The sequence below is a fragment of the Prevotella melaninogenica genome, from assembly GCF_018128065.1.
Classification (GTDB): Bacteria; Bacteroidota; Bacteroidia; order Bacteroidales; family Bacteroidaceae; genus Prevotella.
Window position 1 is genome coordinate 186,150 of sequence record NZ_CP072359.1, and the last position, 17,098, is coordinate 203,247.

Here is a 17,098-nt window from a genome sequence, read left to right on the forward strand (position 1 = left end):
ACCTGAACTCGGGATAAGTTTCTTTCTATTACTCTGATTTATTTATCCTATAACCCATTTAGCCTCTATCGTCTTAGATTGAGGCTAATTCTTTTTCTCAAAATGCAAACTGTTTCTTTAGAACAAAGAAAGTTGACCGCTGTGTTGTTCTATGCAGAAATCTAAATTGATTTCAGGTTTCTTTTCAAAGAAGCTATATGCAGCTATTGCTGATAATACATTCATAGCAAAATTAAGGACACTTCTATGTCTAGAGTGGACCAATTGAGCTACATTCTTCAGTTCGTCATTGATGGTTTCAATTACAGATCTTTTTCTTAAAAGCAGTCTATCATATAATGGGATTAACTTGTTTTTCATATTACTTCTTATACCTGTTACCAAGTTAATCCCATCATTGAATAATTTTTCAAATAGTCCCTTAGAGATGTATCCTTTATCGGCAAATAACTTTCCGAACACATTGTCAGTCAGTCTATTAAAGACATCTTCATCTCTATCGTCTACATTGGCTTTGGTAAGCATAAAGTTGAGAATTTCCCCCCGTTCATTACATATAAGGTGCAGTTTAACCCAAGTTTAACTGGCAAAAATATTTTTCATAAATATTCGGGATGTTTTGTGTAGTATCAATTTTATAAATGATTGATAATCAAGCATAGGGTATTGTAACGAGGAGTAAAATCCGAATTGTAGGACACCGTCATATCAAAATTATTTTGTTACTTTGCACTCATGCACGCAAATGTACAGACACGATTCAACCCTGCAACAGGCGACATGGCTCCTTATTATCGCATTAAGGAGTCATATCGTGACGTGCAGGGTCATGTACATTCGCTAATTCTGTTGAACATCGGGTTTGAACCTTCACTTACTGCCGTACAGGTTCGAAAAATTGCATACGCACTTACCGAACGCTTCAAAAACAGAAGTACACCCTCGCTTTTCAAGGAACATCTTGACGGACTTACTCCTATTGAACAGGCAAAGGCTGACGAATGGTGGAGCCGTATGGAGCAAGAAGGTGGAATCGATAGGTTTAACAAGGAAGAGCAGAAGTCGCTGAGAAAATATGAGAACTACGTTGACCTTGAGACGGCAAAATATACTGACGCAAGGAATGTCGGTGCTGAGTGGCTCTGCAAGCAGACGATAGACAAACTGCAATTAGAGGGTTTCCTGCGCAGAAACGGCTGGACGGAGAATACGATCCGCACGGCTTTGTCAGCATTGATTGTTCGCACAGTATATGCAGTTTCTGAACGTTCGTCTTATTATTATTTGCGCGATAACTCAGCTGCTGGTGAACTTTATAGTGGAGTTCCTGGCTGGACACCAGGAATCAATTCTCTGTATAAAGTCACTGACAAATTATATGAACTAAAGGAACAGTTAGAGCGTCATCTGTGCAACGTTACTGACGATCTCTTTAATATAGACAACAAGTTGATGCTCTTCGACTTAACCAACTTCTATTTCGAGGGCAGTAAGCGTAACAGCGACAAGGCTAAGTTCGGTCGGTCAAAAGAAAAACGCTCTGACTGTAAGCTACTTGTACTTGCACTATGTATCAATAAAGAAGGTTTTATACGTTATTCTTCTATCTTGGAGGGTAATACAGCAGACCCCAAGTCTCTGCCCGATATGATTGACACGCTGGCAAAGAAGAATCCATCACGGACAAAGGATACGCTCGTTGTCATGGATGCAGGTGTTGCCACGGAAGAGAACTTGGAGCTGATTAAAAGAAAAGGTTACAATTATCTCTGCGTATCTCGTACGAAAATGAAGGACTATACGCTCAGTGATGATAACAGGAGTGTTACGGTAATGGATGCCCGTCGGCAGAAGATAACGCTGAAAGAGGTTAAGACAGAGGATGACAAGGATTATTATCTCGAAATAACATCTCCTTCGAAAGCTATGACAGAGTCGTCCATGAACAGGGTCTGGAGAGAGCGTTTTGAGATGGAACTGCAGAGAATAAACGATGGAATCTCCAAGAAAGGTGGAACGAAAACCTATGAAAAGGTTGTTGAACGTACAGGACGTGCCATACAGAAGTACCCATCTATAGCGAAGTTCTATCAGATAAGCTACATAAAAGATGAGAAGAAACCCAAGCAGATGCTGCGCATAGACTGGGAGATAAAAGACCTCTCCGCAATGGAATCTGGTCACGGAATATACTTCCTCCGCAGCAATGTCAGGACACTTGATGAGCGCGTGACATGGGAATACTACAATCTCATTCGTGAGATAGAATGCACGAACAGGCAACTAAAGAATGATCTCAACCTCCGTCCTATCTATCATCAGAAAGATGAGAGAAGCGACGCACACCTCTTCTTCGGTTTATTAGCCTATTGGGTGGTAAACACCATCCGTTGTCAATTAAAACGAGAAGGAGAAACCTGTTACTGGACCGAGATTGTACGACGTATGAGCACCCAGAAGCTCGTCACAACAAAAGGGAAGAATCCATTAGGAGAGAACATCGAGATGCGCCAATGTAGTAGTCCTTCGAAGCAAGCAAAACAGATATACGATAAGTTGAACTTAAAACACTCACCATACAAAAAGAATAAAATTTGTAGGACACAGAGCCCATAAGAAAAACGAGGAAAGTACGGTGACTGCAAGAAATAGGCGAATGTGGGGGTTAAACTTGGGTTAAATCCAAAATACCAACCCATTGTGCTTTTGCCTCTGGTAGCATAATCCTTAAAAACCCTATTGCGGTAAATACGTTTATTATGGCAGACTGGGATACAGGTAGAGTCAATAAAGCTAATACCAGTACATCTTCCAAAACAACATATTTGCAAGAACATCATCATTTCTACCGATACTCTAGCTTCAAGCTCCAAAAAACGATTATAGGATAACAGATGAGGAAACATATCTGCAAGATACTCCTTTACAAAGAACATATAATAATGTTGAAAGTTACGATAAGAATTAAAATGGAAACAGATCATTATGGTTATGATTTCTGACTTGCTCATACGCCATTTACGGCGGCGATGCTTACACTTGGAATCATTGGGAAGTCCTATTTTATCAATTTCTGACTCAAATTCTTTGCAAAAGTCATCTGCAATACAAAAGATTTCGGTAATTTTGTCTTTGGTAATCATCGCTATATAAATTGTAAGTTATTGATATTCAACTATAAAGTTACAAAAATATAACGAGATTACCAACTTTTTTGAGTATTATTCTTATCCCGAGTTCAGGTTATTACATTTTCTGTTTAATTACGTAAGTTTTACTTGCCAATGACGGCACACCGTCCGTAAGGGGCTGTGTACCTCGGATACTCTGCCCCACATTTTCGGGCTGTCTGTCGGTTTGAGCCGAAAGCGTGCAGACGGAGGATGCGTTAGCGGCAGGCTCAATCGGATGGGACTGCCCGGAGATGTTCTCTTCCATTTTCTTCTGCTCTTCTACATTATCTTCTTCTTGCTGTGCATCTCCCTGCTCAATCGGCTTCAAGGATAGTTGTATCTGACGGTCGAGAGCGGCAAGTTCCGTCTTGACCCAAGTTTAACTGGCAAAAATATTTTCATAAATATTTTTGCCAGTTAAACTTGGGTTAGGGTTCTTGAACTGCCGCATGAAGTTGGAGAGGAAGTTCTCCAAGGCATTGCTGTGCTTGTCGAACTTCAGGAAGCTCTGTTCATGCTCGGCGGTAGGCGGAACGGTTTTCAGCTCGCCTTTCTCGTCCCTACCTGTGACGGCTTTGAGATTTTCGTCCTTCTGATCCTTGACCAAAAGGACTTCTTGGTCTTTGATTTTTTCGTCCATATTACAATGTTTTTAATGACACCAACAGCGGTGCACGGACAAAAGTAAACCAAAGAAACCGTGTATGTTAGAGGTTTGAGATAACTGCGTACTTGTGGCGTTGATATGGATGGAAGTGACTGAATATTGACGCAAACCAAAACGAGCGGAGCATACCCGAAGGCATATTCCGCTCGTTCTTGTCGATACGACCCTGCGTTTTCAGATAATGGTGGGTATATGTCGGCTCCTACACTTTTCCTGCATTGCTCCGGCTGTATTCCGTAGGTGTGACACCATAGGCATTCTTGAATGTCCGCACAAAGTTGGAATAGTCGTTGAATCCGCATCTGTCCGCTATCTCTCTGAAACTCATCTGCGAGTCTCCGTCAAGAAGGCTCTTGGCTTTCTTGATTTTCACACGCTGGATATAGACCGTCGGGGTGCTGTTGGTGATGGCGTTGATCTTGCGATAGAACTGTCTGTCGCTCATGCACAAGGCCGATGCAATCTGCGATACCTCAATTTCCTTTCCACGACTGAGCTGTAGGAATATGACATCCGATACCTTTGCAAGGAAGCGTCGCTCAACATCGGTAAATTGCGTCTCCTGCTCCTTGTCCGTGCGGCTGCCATTGCTGAATCTGTCACGCAGACGATGATGGCGTTCGAGCAGTTTCTCCACCCGTGTACGCAGCTCGTCGGCGTTGAACGGCTTGGCGAGGTAGGCGTCCGCTCCGGCTTCCAATCCTCGTATGCGTTCCTCTTCCGTAATCTTCGCCGTAACCACGATGATGGGCACGTGGTTGATAATCTCGTTGGCGCGCACCTGCCGGCACACCTCTAATCCGTCCATACCGGGCATCATCAGGTCGGAGATGATCAGGTCGGGCACAAGGTCGAGTGCCTTCGCCAGTCCGTCCTTGCCGTTGGCAGCATAGCTTACGGCGTAACGATCTGTGAACTGCGAGCCGATGTAGGCGGCGATGTCGCGGTTGTCCTCGATGACAAGCAGGCGGAACTGGTCGTCACCGCCCTCGCTGTCCGCAGGTGTCGCCTCCGTCTCGGGCAGGAGCGATACGCTATCCACAAAATGTTCGGTGGCATCGGCATTTTGTACCTCGTTCCTTATCGGTACACACAGGTGGAATGTCGTGCCCTTGCCCACCTCGCTCTCCACCGTGATGCTGCCCTCCACGGCGTCGATGATCTGCTTCACGAGGGTCAGTCCCACACCCGTTCCCACGTGCTGCGCATCGCCCTCGCCCTGGTAGAAGGGCTCGAAGACGTGGGCGAGCGTTTCCTTGTCCATGCCGCCGCCCGTGTCGGCCACGTCGATAAGCAGCCACTGCCCCTCGCGCCACATCGCCACGCTCACCTTACCGTATTCGGGCGTGAACTTCAGGGCGTTGGAGAGCAGGTTGTTCATCACTTTATTGATATAGTCGGGCACAAAGTCCATCTCCACTTTTTCCTTGGCGAAGAACTGCAGGTCGATGTTGCGGCTGCGGGCATAGTCGCGGCAGGTCTCCACAATCATCGTGAGGTGGGCTGTAATATCTCCGTTGCGCCAGTCGGCATTACCCACCGACGACCTGATTTTCGAGATGTCCAACAGCTGGTTGATGAGCGTGAGCAGGCCCTTGCCCTGCCGCTCGATGATCCGTGCCTTGTCGCTCACTCCTTCTGCTTCGGTGGCTTGCAAGTCGTGGCTCAGTCCCAGGATCACGGTGAGCGGCGTGCGGAACTCGTGGGTGATGTTGGTGAAGAAGTTCTCGCGCAGGGCCGACAGGCGTTTCAGCGCCAGATGGTTACGCCGATGAATGCGCTGGATGTAGAAGAAAGTCGCCAGCGCGCCTGTCAGCGCAAGCACCACCAAGGCGAAGATGGCATAGCCTGTGTGACGTACCGTCCGTTCCTTTGCCAGTTTCAGCCGCGCCTCGGCCATTTCCCTTTCCTGCCGGTTGCGCTCAATGTTTAGGCTCGTATTCTGGATGCGGTTCACTTTCTCCATGTCCAGCACGCTGTCCTGCAGGGCGGTGGCCTGCTCGTAGGCAGAGAGAGCCGTGCGGTAGTCGCCTAACCGCTTATAGTGCTTATAATATAAGGTGTAGATTTCCACCAGGTGCTCATTCGACTTGATAGTCCGCGCCACCTGTCGCGCCCGGCCCAGATACGCCATGGCCTTGGCGTCGTCGCCCGTCGCATTGTGGATGCCGGCGAGGGCGATGAGCGAATTCAGCGCATGCCATTCGTCCTTCGAGGTTTGCATCATCCGGTAGGCGGTCTCATATTCCTCGGTCGCCTTGTCGTATTGCCTCGCTTTTTCGTAGAGAGAACCGAAATAGGTGTGGCAGAGCGATATGCCGAGTGTGCTGCCCGCCTCTTGGTTTCGCGCCATAGATTTGCGGTAATACACCCACGCCGAGTCTATCTCTCCGTGATGCTCGAAGATGGAGCCGAGGTTGGCGTAGTTGATGGCCTGGCCCAAGGCGCTGTGCAGTTCCTGTTCGCCTTTCAATGCCATGCGCAGCACGCTGTCGGCACGTTCGTAGTTGCCCAGCGTCATGTAGATGTTGCCCAGTCCGTTGAGCGACACCACGCGATTCTTCCTTGCCACGGTGCCCGTGTCGGCGCATTCCTCGCTCAGCTTCCACGCACGGTAGTGGTATTCCTGCGCCACGTCGAGCACTCCCATGCGGCGGTAGTCGGTGCCAATGTTGTTCAGCGCCTGTACCCATTCCAACGTGTCGCCGATGGCTTCAGCCTGCCGCAGTCCCTGGCTGTGGGTGCGCAGCGCCTCCTCGAAGTGGCTCTCGTTGCGCAAGACATTGCCCCATTCCCTCAGGGCGATGACGCTACCGAGCCGGTCGCCCTCGCCCTCCAGCCGCTTTTGCAGCAGGGCGAGCGAGTCGGTTCCACGGGTGGCGCGCACGATGCTGTCAGCCGCCCTGCGTTCGTCGGGGGTGGAAGCAGTTGGTTCCCTGCCGCATGAAACGAGCAGGAAAGAGATTGAAATAAAAGCTGCTAATTCGCTTAAGATCAATCGCCTGCGTTTATTCCTCCCATAAATATTAAAAAGCTCATGGCGAGGCTGTAAAGTGGCTCTAAGGTCGTGTTTGTAGTACTGCATATAGGTGATGATTCAGGGTTGCTCATATTTTATTCTTCTTCGGTATTAGTTTGACCACCTTCATTGATTGTACCTCCTTTCGAGGTGGTCGGCAATGCGATGACACGCCATCGCTTGGGGTTGCTGTCCTTCACGATATACCCCTTCTTCGAGAGTGTCGTCAGTTGCTTCTGCACAGCCGAGGTGTTGATGCCCAACTGTGAGGACAACTCCGCGTTGGTGACTCTGGGATTGTCGGCAAGTATATGCAGCAAGCGCGGAGTACGGGGGCTTCGGAATGAGATGAGTCTGCCGTTGTACAACCATATACGGTCTGCACTGCCCTCCACGAAGGCTATGTTCTGCATCAGTTCGCCGAAAAGCTGCTTTTCCATATATACCGTAAAAGGCTTTATCTGTTCCAGCGTGGCGTTCGCGCCGTCCGAGGGGAAAGTCCCTACCTGCGCGTCGGCTGCGCTGAGCGCATTGAGATAGGTATGCTTGTCGCTGCTGCGGACGACGATCATCGGATACCGCTTGCGCAGCAGGATGAAGTTCACCAGCAAGCGGGCTATGCGTCCGTTGCCGTCTTCAAAAGGGTGTATGCGGATGTATCTGTAATGAAACAGCGAGGCGAGTTCGATGGGGGTGTATTCATCGGTGTCCGCCACACGGTTGTACCAGTCCACGAGGTCGTGCATGAAAGCTGGTGTCTCTTCGGGGGAGGCGTAGTCGAAACGCTCTCCCGTGGGAGTGATGACGGAGTTCGGGCGTGTCTTGTAGCAGCCTGCGTGTACCACATAACTGGTCTGTACGCCACCGGGCAACTGCCTGAACACCTCATAATCCTCCCGCAGCATCGTGCGTTGCATGTTCCGTATGAAGCTCTCCGTCAAGGGATGGTCGCTCAACGCCTCCGTCTCCATCATCTTCAGGCATACGTTGTGCGCCTTCATCTCTTCCAAGTCCTTCATCTTGACCGAACCGACCACCTCGCCGAGCAGCAGCAGCACTTCCGTCTGTCCGTAGGTGAGCATGTTCCCCTCGATGTGGTTGCTGTTGAAGTTGAAGTCGAGCATGAACTTTCGCCGAAGCCGCCGCTCGTCTTCCGACGAGAGGGGCTGCAGCGACAGCCATTGCTGATAGAGTTCCTGTATCTGTCTCATGGGTCGGGATTTTTATGCCTCAAAGTTACAAAAAGTTTGGGAATGACCCAAGAAAAAGACCACCTTTTTTTATCAGAATACCATCTAAGGTGGTAAGAGAAGTCTGACACCCCTGCCCGAAAAACTTGTAGATTTGTCGTCGTTTTTCTTTTTGACGCTTCAAAACCATCAATTGTTAATATATGCAAATATGTCAGTGCAATTCATTTGTAATCAGTGTGTTATGAGCATAAAATGTCCGATGGTGCAAGATGGGCTATATGCAGAATGTCCGATGGTGCAAGAATTTTGGCAGGATTTGCAAGGTCGGTTAGCCCCTTTCGTACTTAATTTTGCACTGTGAAAAGGAACAGAGACGGAATACGCTTCCCAACGGATGTAAACCGGCAACTGTTCAAATCATAAAAAGTATGAAACGGAAGAACGACAGCAACCCCAAACGGCATGGCAAGGAAGACTTAGGTTTTCTTGACGACCGCATGCAACTGCTCGAGACCGTTCGCGAGATGATCAACATCGAGCTGGAGCGGCGCGGAATGACCCCTGGGGGCGACCCTCACCCCGAGAACCCTCCACCCGATGACAGGGGACGCAAGCCTCCCGACCCACCGCCACACCGAACATGGTGGCAGCGCATCGTGACTTTCTTAACAGGCTGCCTGCTGTAAATATATAAAGAATAGGACAACATACATTCATCAACCTTTTAATTTTTAATTCAAACTGAGTATGAACAAAAGACAAACGAAACCGCTCATCCCGCCGCTCAGCGGCAGATGGACAAGAGTAGGTCTCACGGCACTGCTCACCGCAGTCGTCGCCGTCGGCGCACAGGCGCAGACGAATGGCGATGGGGCTGCGCAGCCACCACGAGACTGGAACAGCGAGCTGCGCACCCGCACCTGGAGCGTCTACGCCCAGGGCGGACTGTCGTGGGCAAGCGACGTGTGGTATCAGAACCTCGATGCCAAACGCAGTTACAAACAGTCGCCCGCCGTGGGCAGCGGCATCGACTTCACCATCCGCCCGTGGGTGCGTGTGGGGGCCGAGTATCTCTGGTCGCGCTACCGCCGTGAGCAGCGCTTCTCCACGCTCGACACCAAGACGATGCCCGTCAAGGTGTATGGCAACTACCTGATGAACTACCACAACGCCAAGCTGGGCGTAGGCTTCAACCTGATGGAGCTGTGGCCCCGCCGCCGCGCGCAGTGGCTGAACATTTGGGTGGGTACAGGCGTAGGCTACACCTTTGCCAAGGGCAACGAGTACGGCATCTACATCAGCAACACGCAGACACAGGGCGGACAGACCACGCCCATTGGTGACGGTACGACCATCGGTAACGACTCGGAGATAACCATCACGGGCAACGTGCGCACGACGAACCGCCACGAGAAGTTCAACACGCTCTACGTTCCCGCCTCGCTCCACATCGAGGCCGACGTGAGCCGCCGCTTCACCGTCGGACTGAAAGGCGAGGCGGACTGGCTTCTCAATCGCAAGGACATCGCCCCGAAGAACCTCATCTTCGCCCTTGCCACCGTGCGCTACAACTTCGTGGCGAGCCGTGCCAAGGTGCAGCGAGCCTACTACGAGGGCGAACTCTCCGCACTCAACGATCGCATGAACGCCCTGCAACGGGACGTGGCAACGGAAAAGGCACGTGCCGAACGCGAAGCGGCAGACCGCCAACGGGCAGAGCAGCAGCAGGCCGAACTGCAACGCCGCCTGACCGACTGTGAAGAGAGACAAGCAGAGTCTCCCGCCACCGTGCAGCCCTCGCACTTCGTGCAGTTTGCCCACAACAGCTCCTATATGAGCCGTGAGGAGGCCGAACACCTCAAAGCCTTTGCCCGCAGCGTGCGCGGCCATAGGCTCACCCTCGTGGCCGAGGCCAGTACGCCGGGTGCAGACGGCTACAACCAGCAGCTCTCCGAGCGTCGCCTGGCCCGTGTGGTAGAGGCACTCGTAAGGGAGGGTTTCGACAGGGCCGACCTGCACCCGCAGACAGCCATCGGCGAGCGCAACGGTAAGCCTGCCACCGAAGGGCGCAGGGTAACCATAAAAGTGGAAAAGCAAGCAACAACAAAGTAAACAACCCTTTAAAATCATAGTAAGATGAAACGAATCAAATCCATTCTGCTTGCCATCGCCATGCTGTTGGCAGCACCCGCGTTCTTCATCTCGTGTCAGGAGGACGCACCCGAGATCAATTACACGATGAACGTGTCGGTCATCAACGACTTCACCAAGGTGGTGGAGGCCATCAACAACGGCTTCCTGAAGAACGAGGAAGCAATAAAGAAGCTCACCGAGGCCATCGACAAGATGAACGCCGACCAGCAGACCAAGCTGCAGGCCATCATTGATGTGCTCAACTCCGTGAATGCCACACTCGAGACCAAGCTCACAGCCATCGAGGCAGCGATGAAGGCGCAGACCCTCACTCTCGAGAGCAAGCTCACCCTCTTGGAGACCGCCATCAAGAACCAGACTCTCAAGCAGGAGGAGATGGCAGGCAAGCTCATCACCGCCATCGAAAACCTGCAAGGCGATATGCAGGAGAAGATAGCAGCCATCGCCGAGGCCATCAACAATGTGAACACCACGCTCCAGAGCAAGCTCGCCCTCATCGAGGCGGCCATCAAGGCACAGACCCTCTCGCTCGAGGCAAAGCTCGCCCTCATCGAAGCCGCCATCAAGGCGTTGCCCGACTACAGCTCGCAACTCGCTGCCATCCAGACGGCCATCGAGAACCTGCCCGACTACGGCGACAAACTCGCTGCCATTGAGGCCGCCATCAAGGCGATGCCGAACTACAGCGACAAATTCGACGCCGTGGTTGCCGCCCTTAATGCGATGAAAACGCAGATTGAGGCACTCGGCACGGGACAAGGCAACATCGTCGATGCCATCAACAACACGACAGCCGCCATCAACAGCCTCATCGCTGCTGTGAACAGCGGCAACACTAATGCAGCCGCAGCCCTCGCACAGATTATCCAGAAGCTCGAGGAACTGAAGGAGAAAATCGGCAACGGCGGCGGAGGTGTAACACCCCCGACACCGCAGCCCACGGACGAATATGTAGATCTCGGTCTGTCCGTGAAGTGGGCGACAAAGAACCTCGGCGCATCGAAGCCGAGCGACCACGGCCAGTACTACGCCTGGGGCGAGACCGAGCCCAAGACCGACTACTCCTGGGCAACCTACAAGTGGATGCAGACGGGGGAGTCCGACTGGAAATACATCACCAAGTACACCGTCGCCGACGGCCAGGCCGAGGGTATCTGGTATGACACCGGCGGCAACTTCATCGGCGACAACAAAACTACCCTCGAAGCAGCCGACGACGTCGCCACCGCCAAGCTCGGCTCGCCCTGGCGCATGCCGACCGCAGATGAAATCAAAGAACTGATCGACCACTGCACCTGGACTTGGACGAGAAAGGATGGCGTGAACGGCTACGAAGTGAAGAGCAAAACGAACGGCAACTCCATCTTCCTGCCTGCCGCTGGCTACAGCCAAGGTACCGGACTCGTCGATCCCCGCAGAGAAGGCATCTACTGGTCGAGTTCGCTCTACGCGGGGGGCAGCTACAACGCCGTCTACCTCGACTTCACTTGGGACGAACACAAATGTAGCAGCGACAGCCGCTTCATCGGGTATTCGGTGCGGCCCGTCCGCCCATGAGTTCACCTTGCCTAAAAACAGGCATGACGCGATAAACTGACGATTTAAAACCTCTCCCTCCCGTCCGCAGCGGCGGGAGGGAATATAAGAACAACACTCAGCCGCTTAACTATATAAATCAGAATCACAAACAGACATTCAAGACATTACAGACTGAAGAAGGGCATCGGGAACGATGCCGATGACAAGAACCCCATTCTTACCCTGACGAACAAGGGCAAGACGGCAGAGAAAGAAACAAAAAACAACAAACAGCCACTAACGCCCAAGCCTCCGACACGGCGTTACTCAGAAAAGAAACTCAACAGGGGGGCATTATACTATCATGGTAAAACTGAACAGAATCATAGCAACAACAACCGCCATGATACTGGCTTTCACCTTTGCCACACCCGCCCAAGCACAGTTTGGCAACATTCTCAAGAAAGCCAAAGACGCAGTGAAAGAGAAGGTAAAAGAGAAAGCCACGGAAGCCAAGGACAAGGCGGTGAACAAGGCGATGAACAAGGCAGCCGATGCTGTCAACAACGTCACAGGCACGGACAAGGCAGCCGATGCCGTCGGCAACCTCACCGGCATAGACATGACAGCCGGGCAGTCCGGGCAGCCGTCGGCAGACATGCCTTACCTCCACGGGAGCAACTTGAGCAAGAGCGGTGCTTACAGCAAGCTCACCAACCTCTACAAGCAAAACTTCAAACCCTCGAAGCAGGCACTTGCCCACGAGCCGTTCGCCAACGATGAGAGCGTGCCGAGCGGCTTCTCGAAGTCGTACAAGCAGATGTATGCCGCCTTCGAGCATCTCGACCCGATGCTCTTTCCGTTGCAGCCCTACTACAAGTATCCCGCCTTCTACGCCCTTGGGAAAGACCGGCTTTTTACCCCGCTTGCCTACTATCTCGATATGATCAAGATGTTCCTCACTGCCCCGATGGGCTATGAAGGCTATGAGAAACTGGGCATCGTGGGCTACGATGCAACGAAGAACCCGGAACTTGTTTCTGCCGACGGACAGAAACTGGCCATGCAGGTAGATGAACTGTTCCGCTATCCTATGGCGGCACGCTTCTTTGCCGACCCCAACTGCAAGTCATCGGTATGGGCGCTGGGCATGCTCCTTGCCTACGAAAGCACCCGCGTAACGGCGGTGAGGGAGTATGCGGTAAGTGGCAATACCGGAGTGGCCGACGCGAAGGCAGGCCTGATGTTCCCCTACGCTGCAGGGGTATCGCCCTACGACCGCGAGGTGCTGATGCGGGATGTGGCGTGTGTGGCAGTAGACATTAACCTCATTGCCTCGACTGTGAAGGATTTCTATGAAATGGTGGAAACCTCGAAAGAGCCCCATCTGAAAGTATTGTATATGCTTGCCGGCAACGAAATGTACAGGCACATACTGACCCATCATAAAGACTACGAGCGCAACAAGAGCAAGTTCAACACGCAGCTGATGGCTTACACCCGCTACAACAATACGCCCGAATACACAAAGATCGTCAATGAGGCGGTAATAACGCCCGAACCCCCGACAATAGAACTAAAGGCAGGAGCAATGGACAAGCAGCTCAACGCCCAGGTGCTGCGCATAGCGAAGCAGAAAGTGCCGGGCGCGATCCGTGTGGTTGTGACTAACCCAGCGTGGAAGGTTCACTACAACGGCACTGTGCCCACCGACCGCGCCGTGCGGGCATGGGTGGTTTACCGCAACAAGAAGGGCAAGCTCGAAGCCCACGACTACAGCTTCTGTCAGGACTATCAGGGCGGCGGCAAGTATGGGGCAATGCGCTATAAGGGCGTGGGATTGCAGACGGTATATGTAAAACAGTGATATAAGCCTTTCGAATCGTTCGCGACGGGAAGGCAACCAACATCGCAAAACATTCAACAATAATGAAACGAAATAATTTCTTTGCGAAAGCGGCAGGAAGGACGCTTGCCCTCGCAGCAACAGTGATGATGATGAGCGCGGCGTTCACCGCCTGCTCGAGTGATAACGACGAACCGAAACCCGACCCGAAACCCGAGCTCAAGGCGCAGACCGTGATCATAGACGGCAAGGAGAAACCCATCCTCAAGGCCGAGTACAAAGACGAGGGCGATGGCGACTACAGCCTCTACCTTAACCTCTCGGCCGACGGTAAGGAAAAGGTGAAAATACAATTGAACAAAGCCCAGCACATCACCGGCAGCCCCATCGACCTGACCAAAAAGGAAAAGGAGCACAGCGGGTGGTATTGGGTGGTAGATTACTATAAGTCCGACGGCACCAGCCTCATCAAGACTAATGCCGCCCCCGACGATAGCGACTTCCCCGTCTTCACCACCGGCACACTCACCATCAGCGGCTCGCCCGAGGGCACCATCAATATCAAGCTCGAGAACGGGTGCGTAAAAGGCGAAGACGGTAAGGAGCACACCCTCACCGCCAACTACAGCGGCACGATGACGGAAATCGGAGGCGGCGGAGGCTCCACGGAAGAATACGTAGACCTCGGCCTGAGCGTGAAGTGGGCCAAGTGCAACCTCGGCGCATCGAAGCCGAGCGACTACGGCAGCTACTACGCCTGGGGAGAGACCGAGCCCAAAGCAGAATACACTTGGGCAACCTACAAGTGGATGCAGGCGGGGCAGTCCGACGAGATGCACATCACCAAGTACACTATCGCCGACGGCCAGACTGAGGGCATCTGGTATGACGCCAGCGGCAACTTCATCGGCGACCACAAGACCACCCTCGAAGCGGCCGACGACGCCGCCATCGCCAACCTCGGCTCGCCGTGGCGCATGCCGACCATAGACGAAATTCAGGAACTGAGAGACAACTGCACCTGGACGTGGACCACGCAAAACGGCGTGAAAGGCTACGAAGTGAAGAGCAAAAAGAACGGCAACTCCATCTTCCTGCCTGCCGCCGGCTACCGCAAAGGTTCCGTACTCAGCAATGCCGGTAGCTGGGGCTACTTCAGGTCGAGTTCGCTCTACATAGGGTACAACGACTACGCCAGCAACCTCAACTTCGATTCGGATAGACACGACAAGTACAACCACAGCAGACGCTACCTCGGGTTCTCGGTTCGGCCTGTCCGCCCATAGATTTTCCCTTGCCCCTGTGGGCATAGTGCGCTAATTTGTAATAGAACTTTCGGACATCGTCGCCATCGAGCTGGAACTCCTCGACATGCGTATCAAAGGACTGCTGCCGACAGCGAACCCCGTCCTTGCCTCTCCTGCCAAGAAGTTCCGTTGGACAGGTAAGGTTGTGGACTTGGTCGAACTCCTTTATACCCTTGACACCTGCGACTGTATCAACAATGGAGAAATCGGTGTGGAGGAATTGGCGGATGTCTTTTCCGACATCTTCGGTGTGGAAATCAAAAACTGCTACAACGTCTATATGAACATGAAGCGACGCAAGGACGACAGCCGTACCTATTTCCTTGATGAACTCCGAGAGAAACTCAACAAGCATATGGTGGAAAGCGACCTGAAAGGCGGTAAATTCAAGAAGCGGTAAATGAAACAAAGGGAGATACTCCAAACCAGGAATATCTCCCTTCATTTATTTTCTGCAACTATCGGTTGCAGAAGTTCTTCTAATCTCTCAAAATATAGATTGTAATTTCTCCAGCCCTCAGTTGGAGAAATTACCACCTCTTACCGAAATGCCCTTATTACCCGATACACAGCCCACAGACAGGTGAAAGGAGCGGTAAAAACTCCGATGATAACAAAGAGGAGGAGTTTGAAGATATAGTAAAATACCCACTGCCCGTTTGTTCCGGCAATCATTTTATAGGGAATGAACTTTTCCACGAAGAGGTAGCCCGACCATATCGCCATCAGCACATATCCGGACATACCTCTCATATCCTCAAAACCTTTGGTCGCTAAGAAATTCCATCTGAAACCTATGACAAACAAGGTGATGAGAAATAACAGGCTGAAGATGCTTCGCCAAATCTCACTACGTTTTCTTTTCTGAAAACAAGGTGTACAGAGTATCGGCTGATACCTTTCCGCACATTCAGGACACAGCCCTTTTCCACAATCGGAACATTGGGCTACCGCCGGTTCTTTAGTATGATCAAAACAATTCATAGTGTAATCAATTAGCGTGTTCAAAAATACAAAAATTCTGCCTTAGAGCCAAGAAAAACAATCGTTATTTCTTGGTATTGAGTAGTTTGGAAAGTTCCGGATCATCGGCAATCCGCTGCAATTCCCGTTCCACGATTTCCCGCACCTCCGTCTTGACACGGTCATAGTTCGCCTTTATCTCCTGTTCCATCATATCCTCGCCATCTTCATTTGTGAAGTCCGTCAGAACGGGTATCGGTCGGTAAGCGGCTGTTTCCTTTGCCACTTTCGCATTGTCCACCACAATCTCACAGTGGAATATCTTCTGCTCGATACGTTCGGAGAAGTTGTCGGCAACTGCTCCGACAAACATTCCCTGTGTGAGCGTGGAAATCTTGTTCTGAGGAATAAGGCTGTCCATCTGCGTGGAGATGGAGGTCGTTTTGTCGCTTCGAGTGATGCTCATGCTCTGCCGTTTTTGAAGCACTTTTCCGAAACGCTCCGATAAGGTCTTTGCTGTCTCGCCGACCACCTGACCGGAGAAGATGTTCCCGACGGTATTCATCACCACAGCCGCTTCCTTATCCCCATAATCCCACTTCAACTGCGAGAAGTCCTGAAAGCCTAAGCAGACCGCAACCTTGTTGCTTCGAGCAGTGGCGATCAGATTGTCGAGCCCTTTGAAGTATATGGTAGGCAGCTCATCTATCAGTACGGAACTTTTCAGCATTCCTTTCTTGTTTATCAGCTTCACGATACGACTGTTATACAGTCCCAATGCCGCTCCATAGACATTTTGCCTGTCGGGATTGTTCCCCACACAAAGGATTTTAGGCTCTTTGGGGTTATTGATGTCGAGTGTGAAATCATCTCCCGTCATAATCCAATAGAGTTGCGGACTGATCATCCTTGACAAGGGAATCTTGGCGGAAGCAATCTGCCCCTGAAGCTGGTCAGCCGCCCCTCCGAGCCAAGCGTCCATGAAAGGAGAAAGATAGTTTTCCAATTCAGGATATGAGGTGAGTATCGGAAAAATATCCTCGTACTTGCGGCAGAGAAACTCAATGGCGTGCGGAAAGGTACAATACTTGTCACCCTCAAAGATGCGGAGATACGAGATAATGGCGGCGAAGAGCACGATAGGTGATTCCACGAAGAAATCTCCTTGCTTTTGAACCCATGTCTTGTTTAAGTTCAGCATAATGGTGTACGCCGACTCGTAGGCATCCGATATGTCACTCATGAAATCGGGGTGTAT

At 51.4% G+C, this 17,098-nt stretch carries 11 protein-coding genes and 4 pseudogenes; 7 read left to right on the forward strand and 8 right to left on the reverse strand.

Annotation, left to right across the window (positions count from 1 at the left end):
• Positions 1-117: 117 nt before the first annotated feature.
• A pseudogene (locus tag J5A56_RS00835) lies at positions 118-570 on the reverse strand (IS982 family transposase); the annotation flags it as partial.
• Positions 571-735: 165 nt separating this feature from the next.
• Here J5A56_RS00835 and J5A56_RS00840 point away from each other — a divergent pair.
• Positions 736-2,616 carry an IS1634 family transposase gene (locus tag J5A56_RS00840; RefSeq protein WP_211815453.1) on the forward strand — a complete coding sequence of 627 codons (1,881 nt, stop codon included), beginning with the start codon at positions 736-738 and terminating at the stop codon, positions 2,614-2,616.
• A gap of 62 nt (positions 2,617-2,678) precedes the next feature.
• Here the strand turns inward: J5A56_RS00840 and J5A56_RS13810 are convergent.
• The 5 genes and pseudogenes from J5A56_RS13810 to J5A56_RS00865 form a co-directional block, all read right to left on the reverse strand.
• Positions 2,679-3,143 (reverse strand): annotated as a pseudogene (locus J5A56_RS13810) (transposase); the annotation flags it as partial.
• 103 nt (positions 3,144-3,246) lie between these two features.
• The gene (locus J5A56_RS00850) at positions 3,247-3,501 is read right to left on the reverse strand and encodes a hypothetical protein (protein ID WP_021672574.1); all 255 of its coding nucleotides are present in this window, start codon (positions 3,499-3,501) and stop codon (positions 3,247-3,249) included.
• 54 nt (positions 3,502-3,555) lie between these two features.
• A pseudogene (locus J5A56_RS00855) lies at positions 3,556-3,813 on the reverse strand (hypothetical protein); the annotation flags it as partial.
• A gap of 229 nt (positions 3,814-4,042) precedes the next feature.
• The gene (locus tag J5A56_RS00860; protein ID WP_211815454.1) at positions 4,043-6,925 is read right to left on the reverse strand and encodes a hybrid sensor histidine kinase/response regulator transcription factor; all 2,883 of its coding nucleotides are present in this window, start codon (positions 6,923-6,925) and stop codon (positions 4,043-4,045) included.
• A 29-nt stretch (positions 6,926-6,954) separates the two neighbouring features.
• Positions 6,955-8,070, reverse strand: coding sequence for a Fic family protein (locus J5A56_RS00865; RefSeq protein ID WP_051305141.1), 1,116 nt, complete (start codon positions 8,068-8,070; stop codon positions 6,955-6,957).
• Between the two features lie 410 nt (positions 8,071-8,480).
• Between J5A56_RS00865 and J5A56_RS00870 the strand changes: the two genes are divergently transcribed.
• From J5A56_RS00870 to J5A56_RS00895, 6 genes are all read left to right on the forward strand, one after another.
• The gene (locus J5A56_RS00870; RefSeq protein ID WP_021672146.1) at positions 8,481-8,738 is read left to right on the forward strand and encodes a hypothetical protein; all 258 of its coding nucleotides are present in this window, start codon (positions 8,481-8,483) and stop codon (positions 8,736-8,738) included.
• A gap of 61 nt (positions 8,739-8,799) precedes the next feature.
• The gene (locus tag J5A56_RS00875) at positions 8,800-10,164 is read left to right on the forward strand and encodes an OmpA family protein (RefSeq protein ID WP_211815455.1); all 1,365 of its coding nucleotides are present in this window, start codon (positions 8,800-8,802) and stop codon (positions 10,162-10,164) included.
• Between the two features lie 24 nt (positions 10,165-10,188).
• A complete protein-coding gene (locus tag J5A56_RS00880) occupies positions 10,189-11,763 on the forward strand; it encodes a hypothetical protein (RefSeq protein WP_211815456.1) in 1,575 nt (524 codons plus the stop codon).
• Positions 11,764-12,088: 325 nt separating this feature from the next.
• Positions 12,089-13,591, forward strand: coding sequence for a hypothetical protein (locus J5A56_RS00885; protein ID WP_021670741.1), 1,503 nt, complete (start codon positions 12,089-12,091; stop codon positions 13,589-13,591).
• 62 nt (positions 13,592-13,653) lie between these two features.
• Entirely contained in the window at positions 13,654-14,856 is a 1,203-nt protein-coding gene (locus tag J5A56_RS00890; RefSeq protein ID WP_211815457.1) for a hypothetical protein, read from the forward strand.
• Between the two features lie 85 nt (positions 14,857-14,941).
• Entirely contained in the window at positions 14,942-15,277 is a 336-nt protein-coding gene (locus J5A56_RS00895; protein ID WP_021672561.1) for an RteC domain-containing protein, read from the forward strand.
• A gap of 140 nt (positions 15,278-15,417) precedes the next feature.
• On the opposite strand, the gene J5A56_RS00900 is transcribed toward J5A56_RS00895, so the two are convergent.
• Positions 15,418-15,621, reverse strand: a complete 204-nt coding sequence (locus J5A56_RS00900; protein ID WP_211815497.1) for a permease of the drug/metabolite transporter — start codon at positions 15,619-15,621, stop codon at positions 15,418-15,420.
• Positions 15,622-15,925: 304 nt separating this feature from the next.
• A pseudogene (locus J5A56_RS00905) lies at positions 15,926-17,098 on the reverse strand (TraM recognition domain-containing protein); the annotation flags it as partial.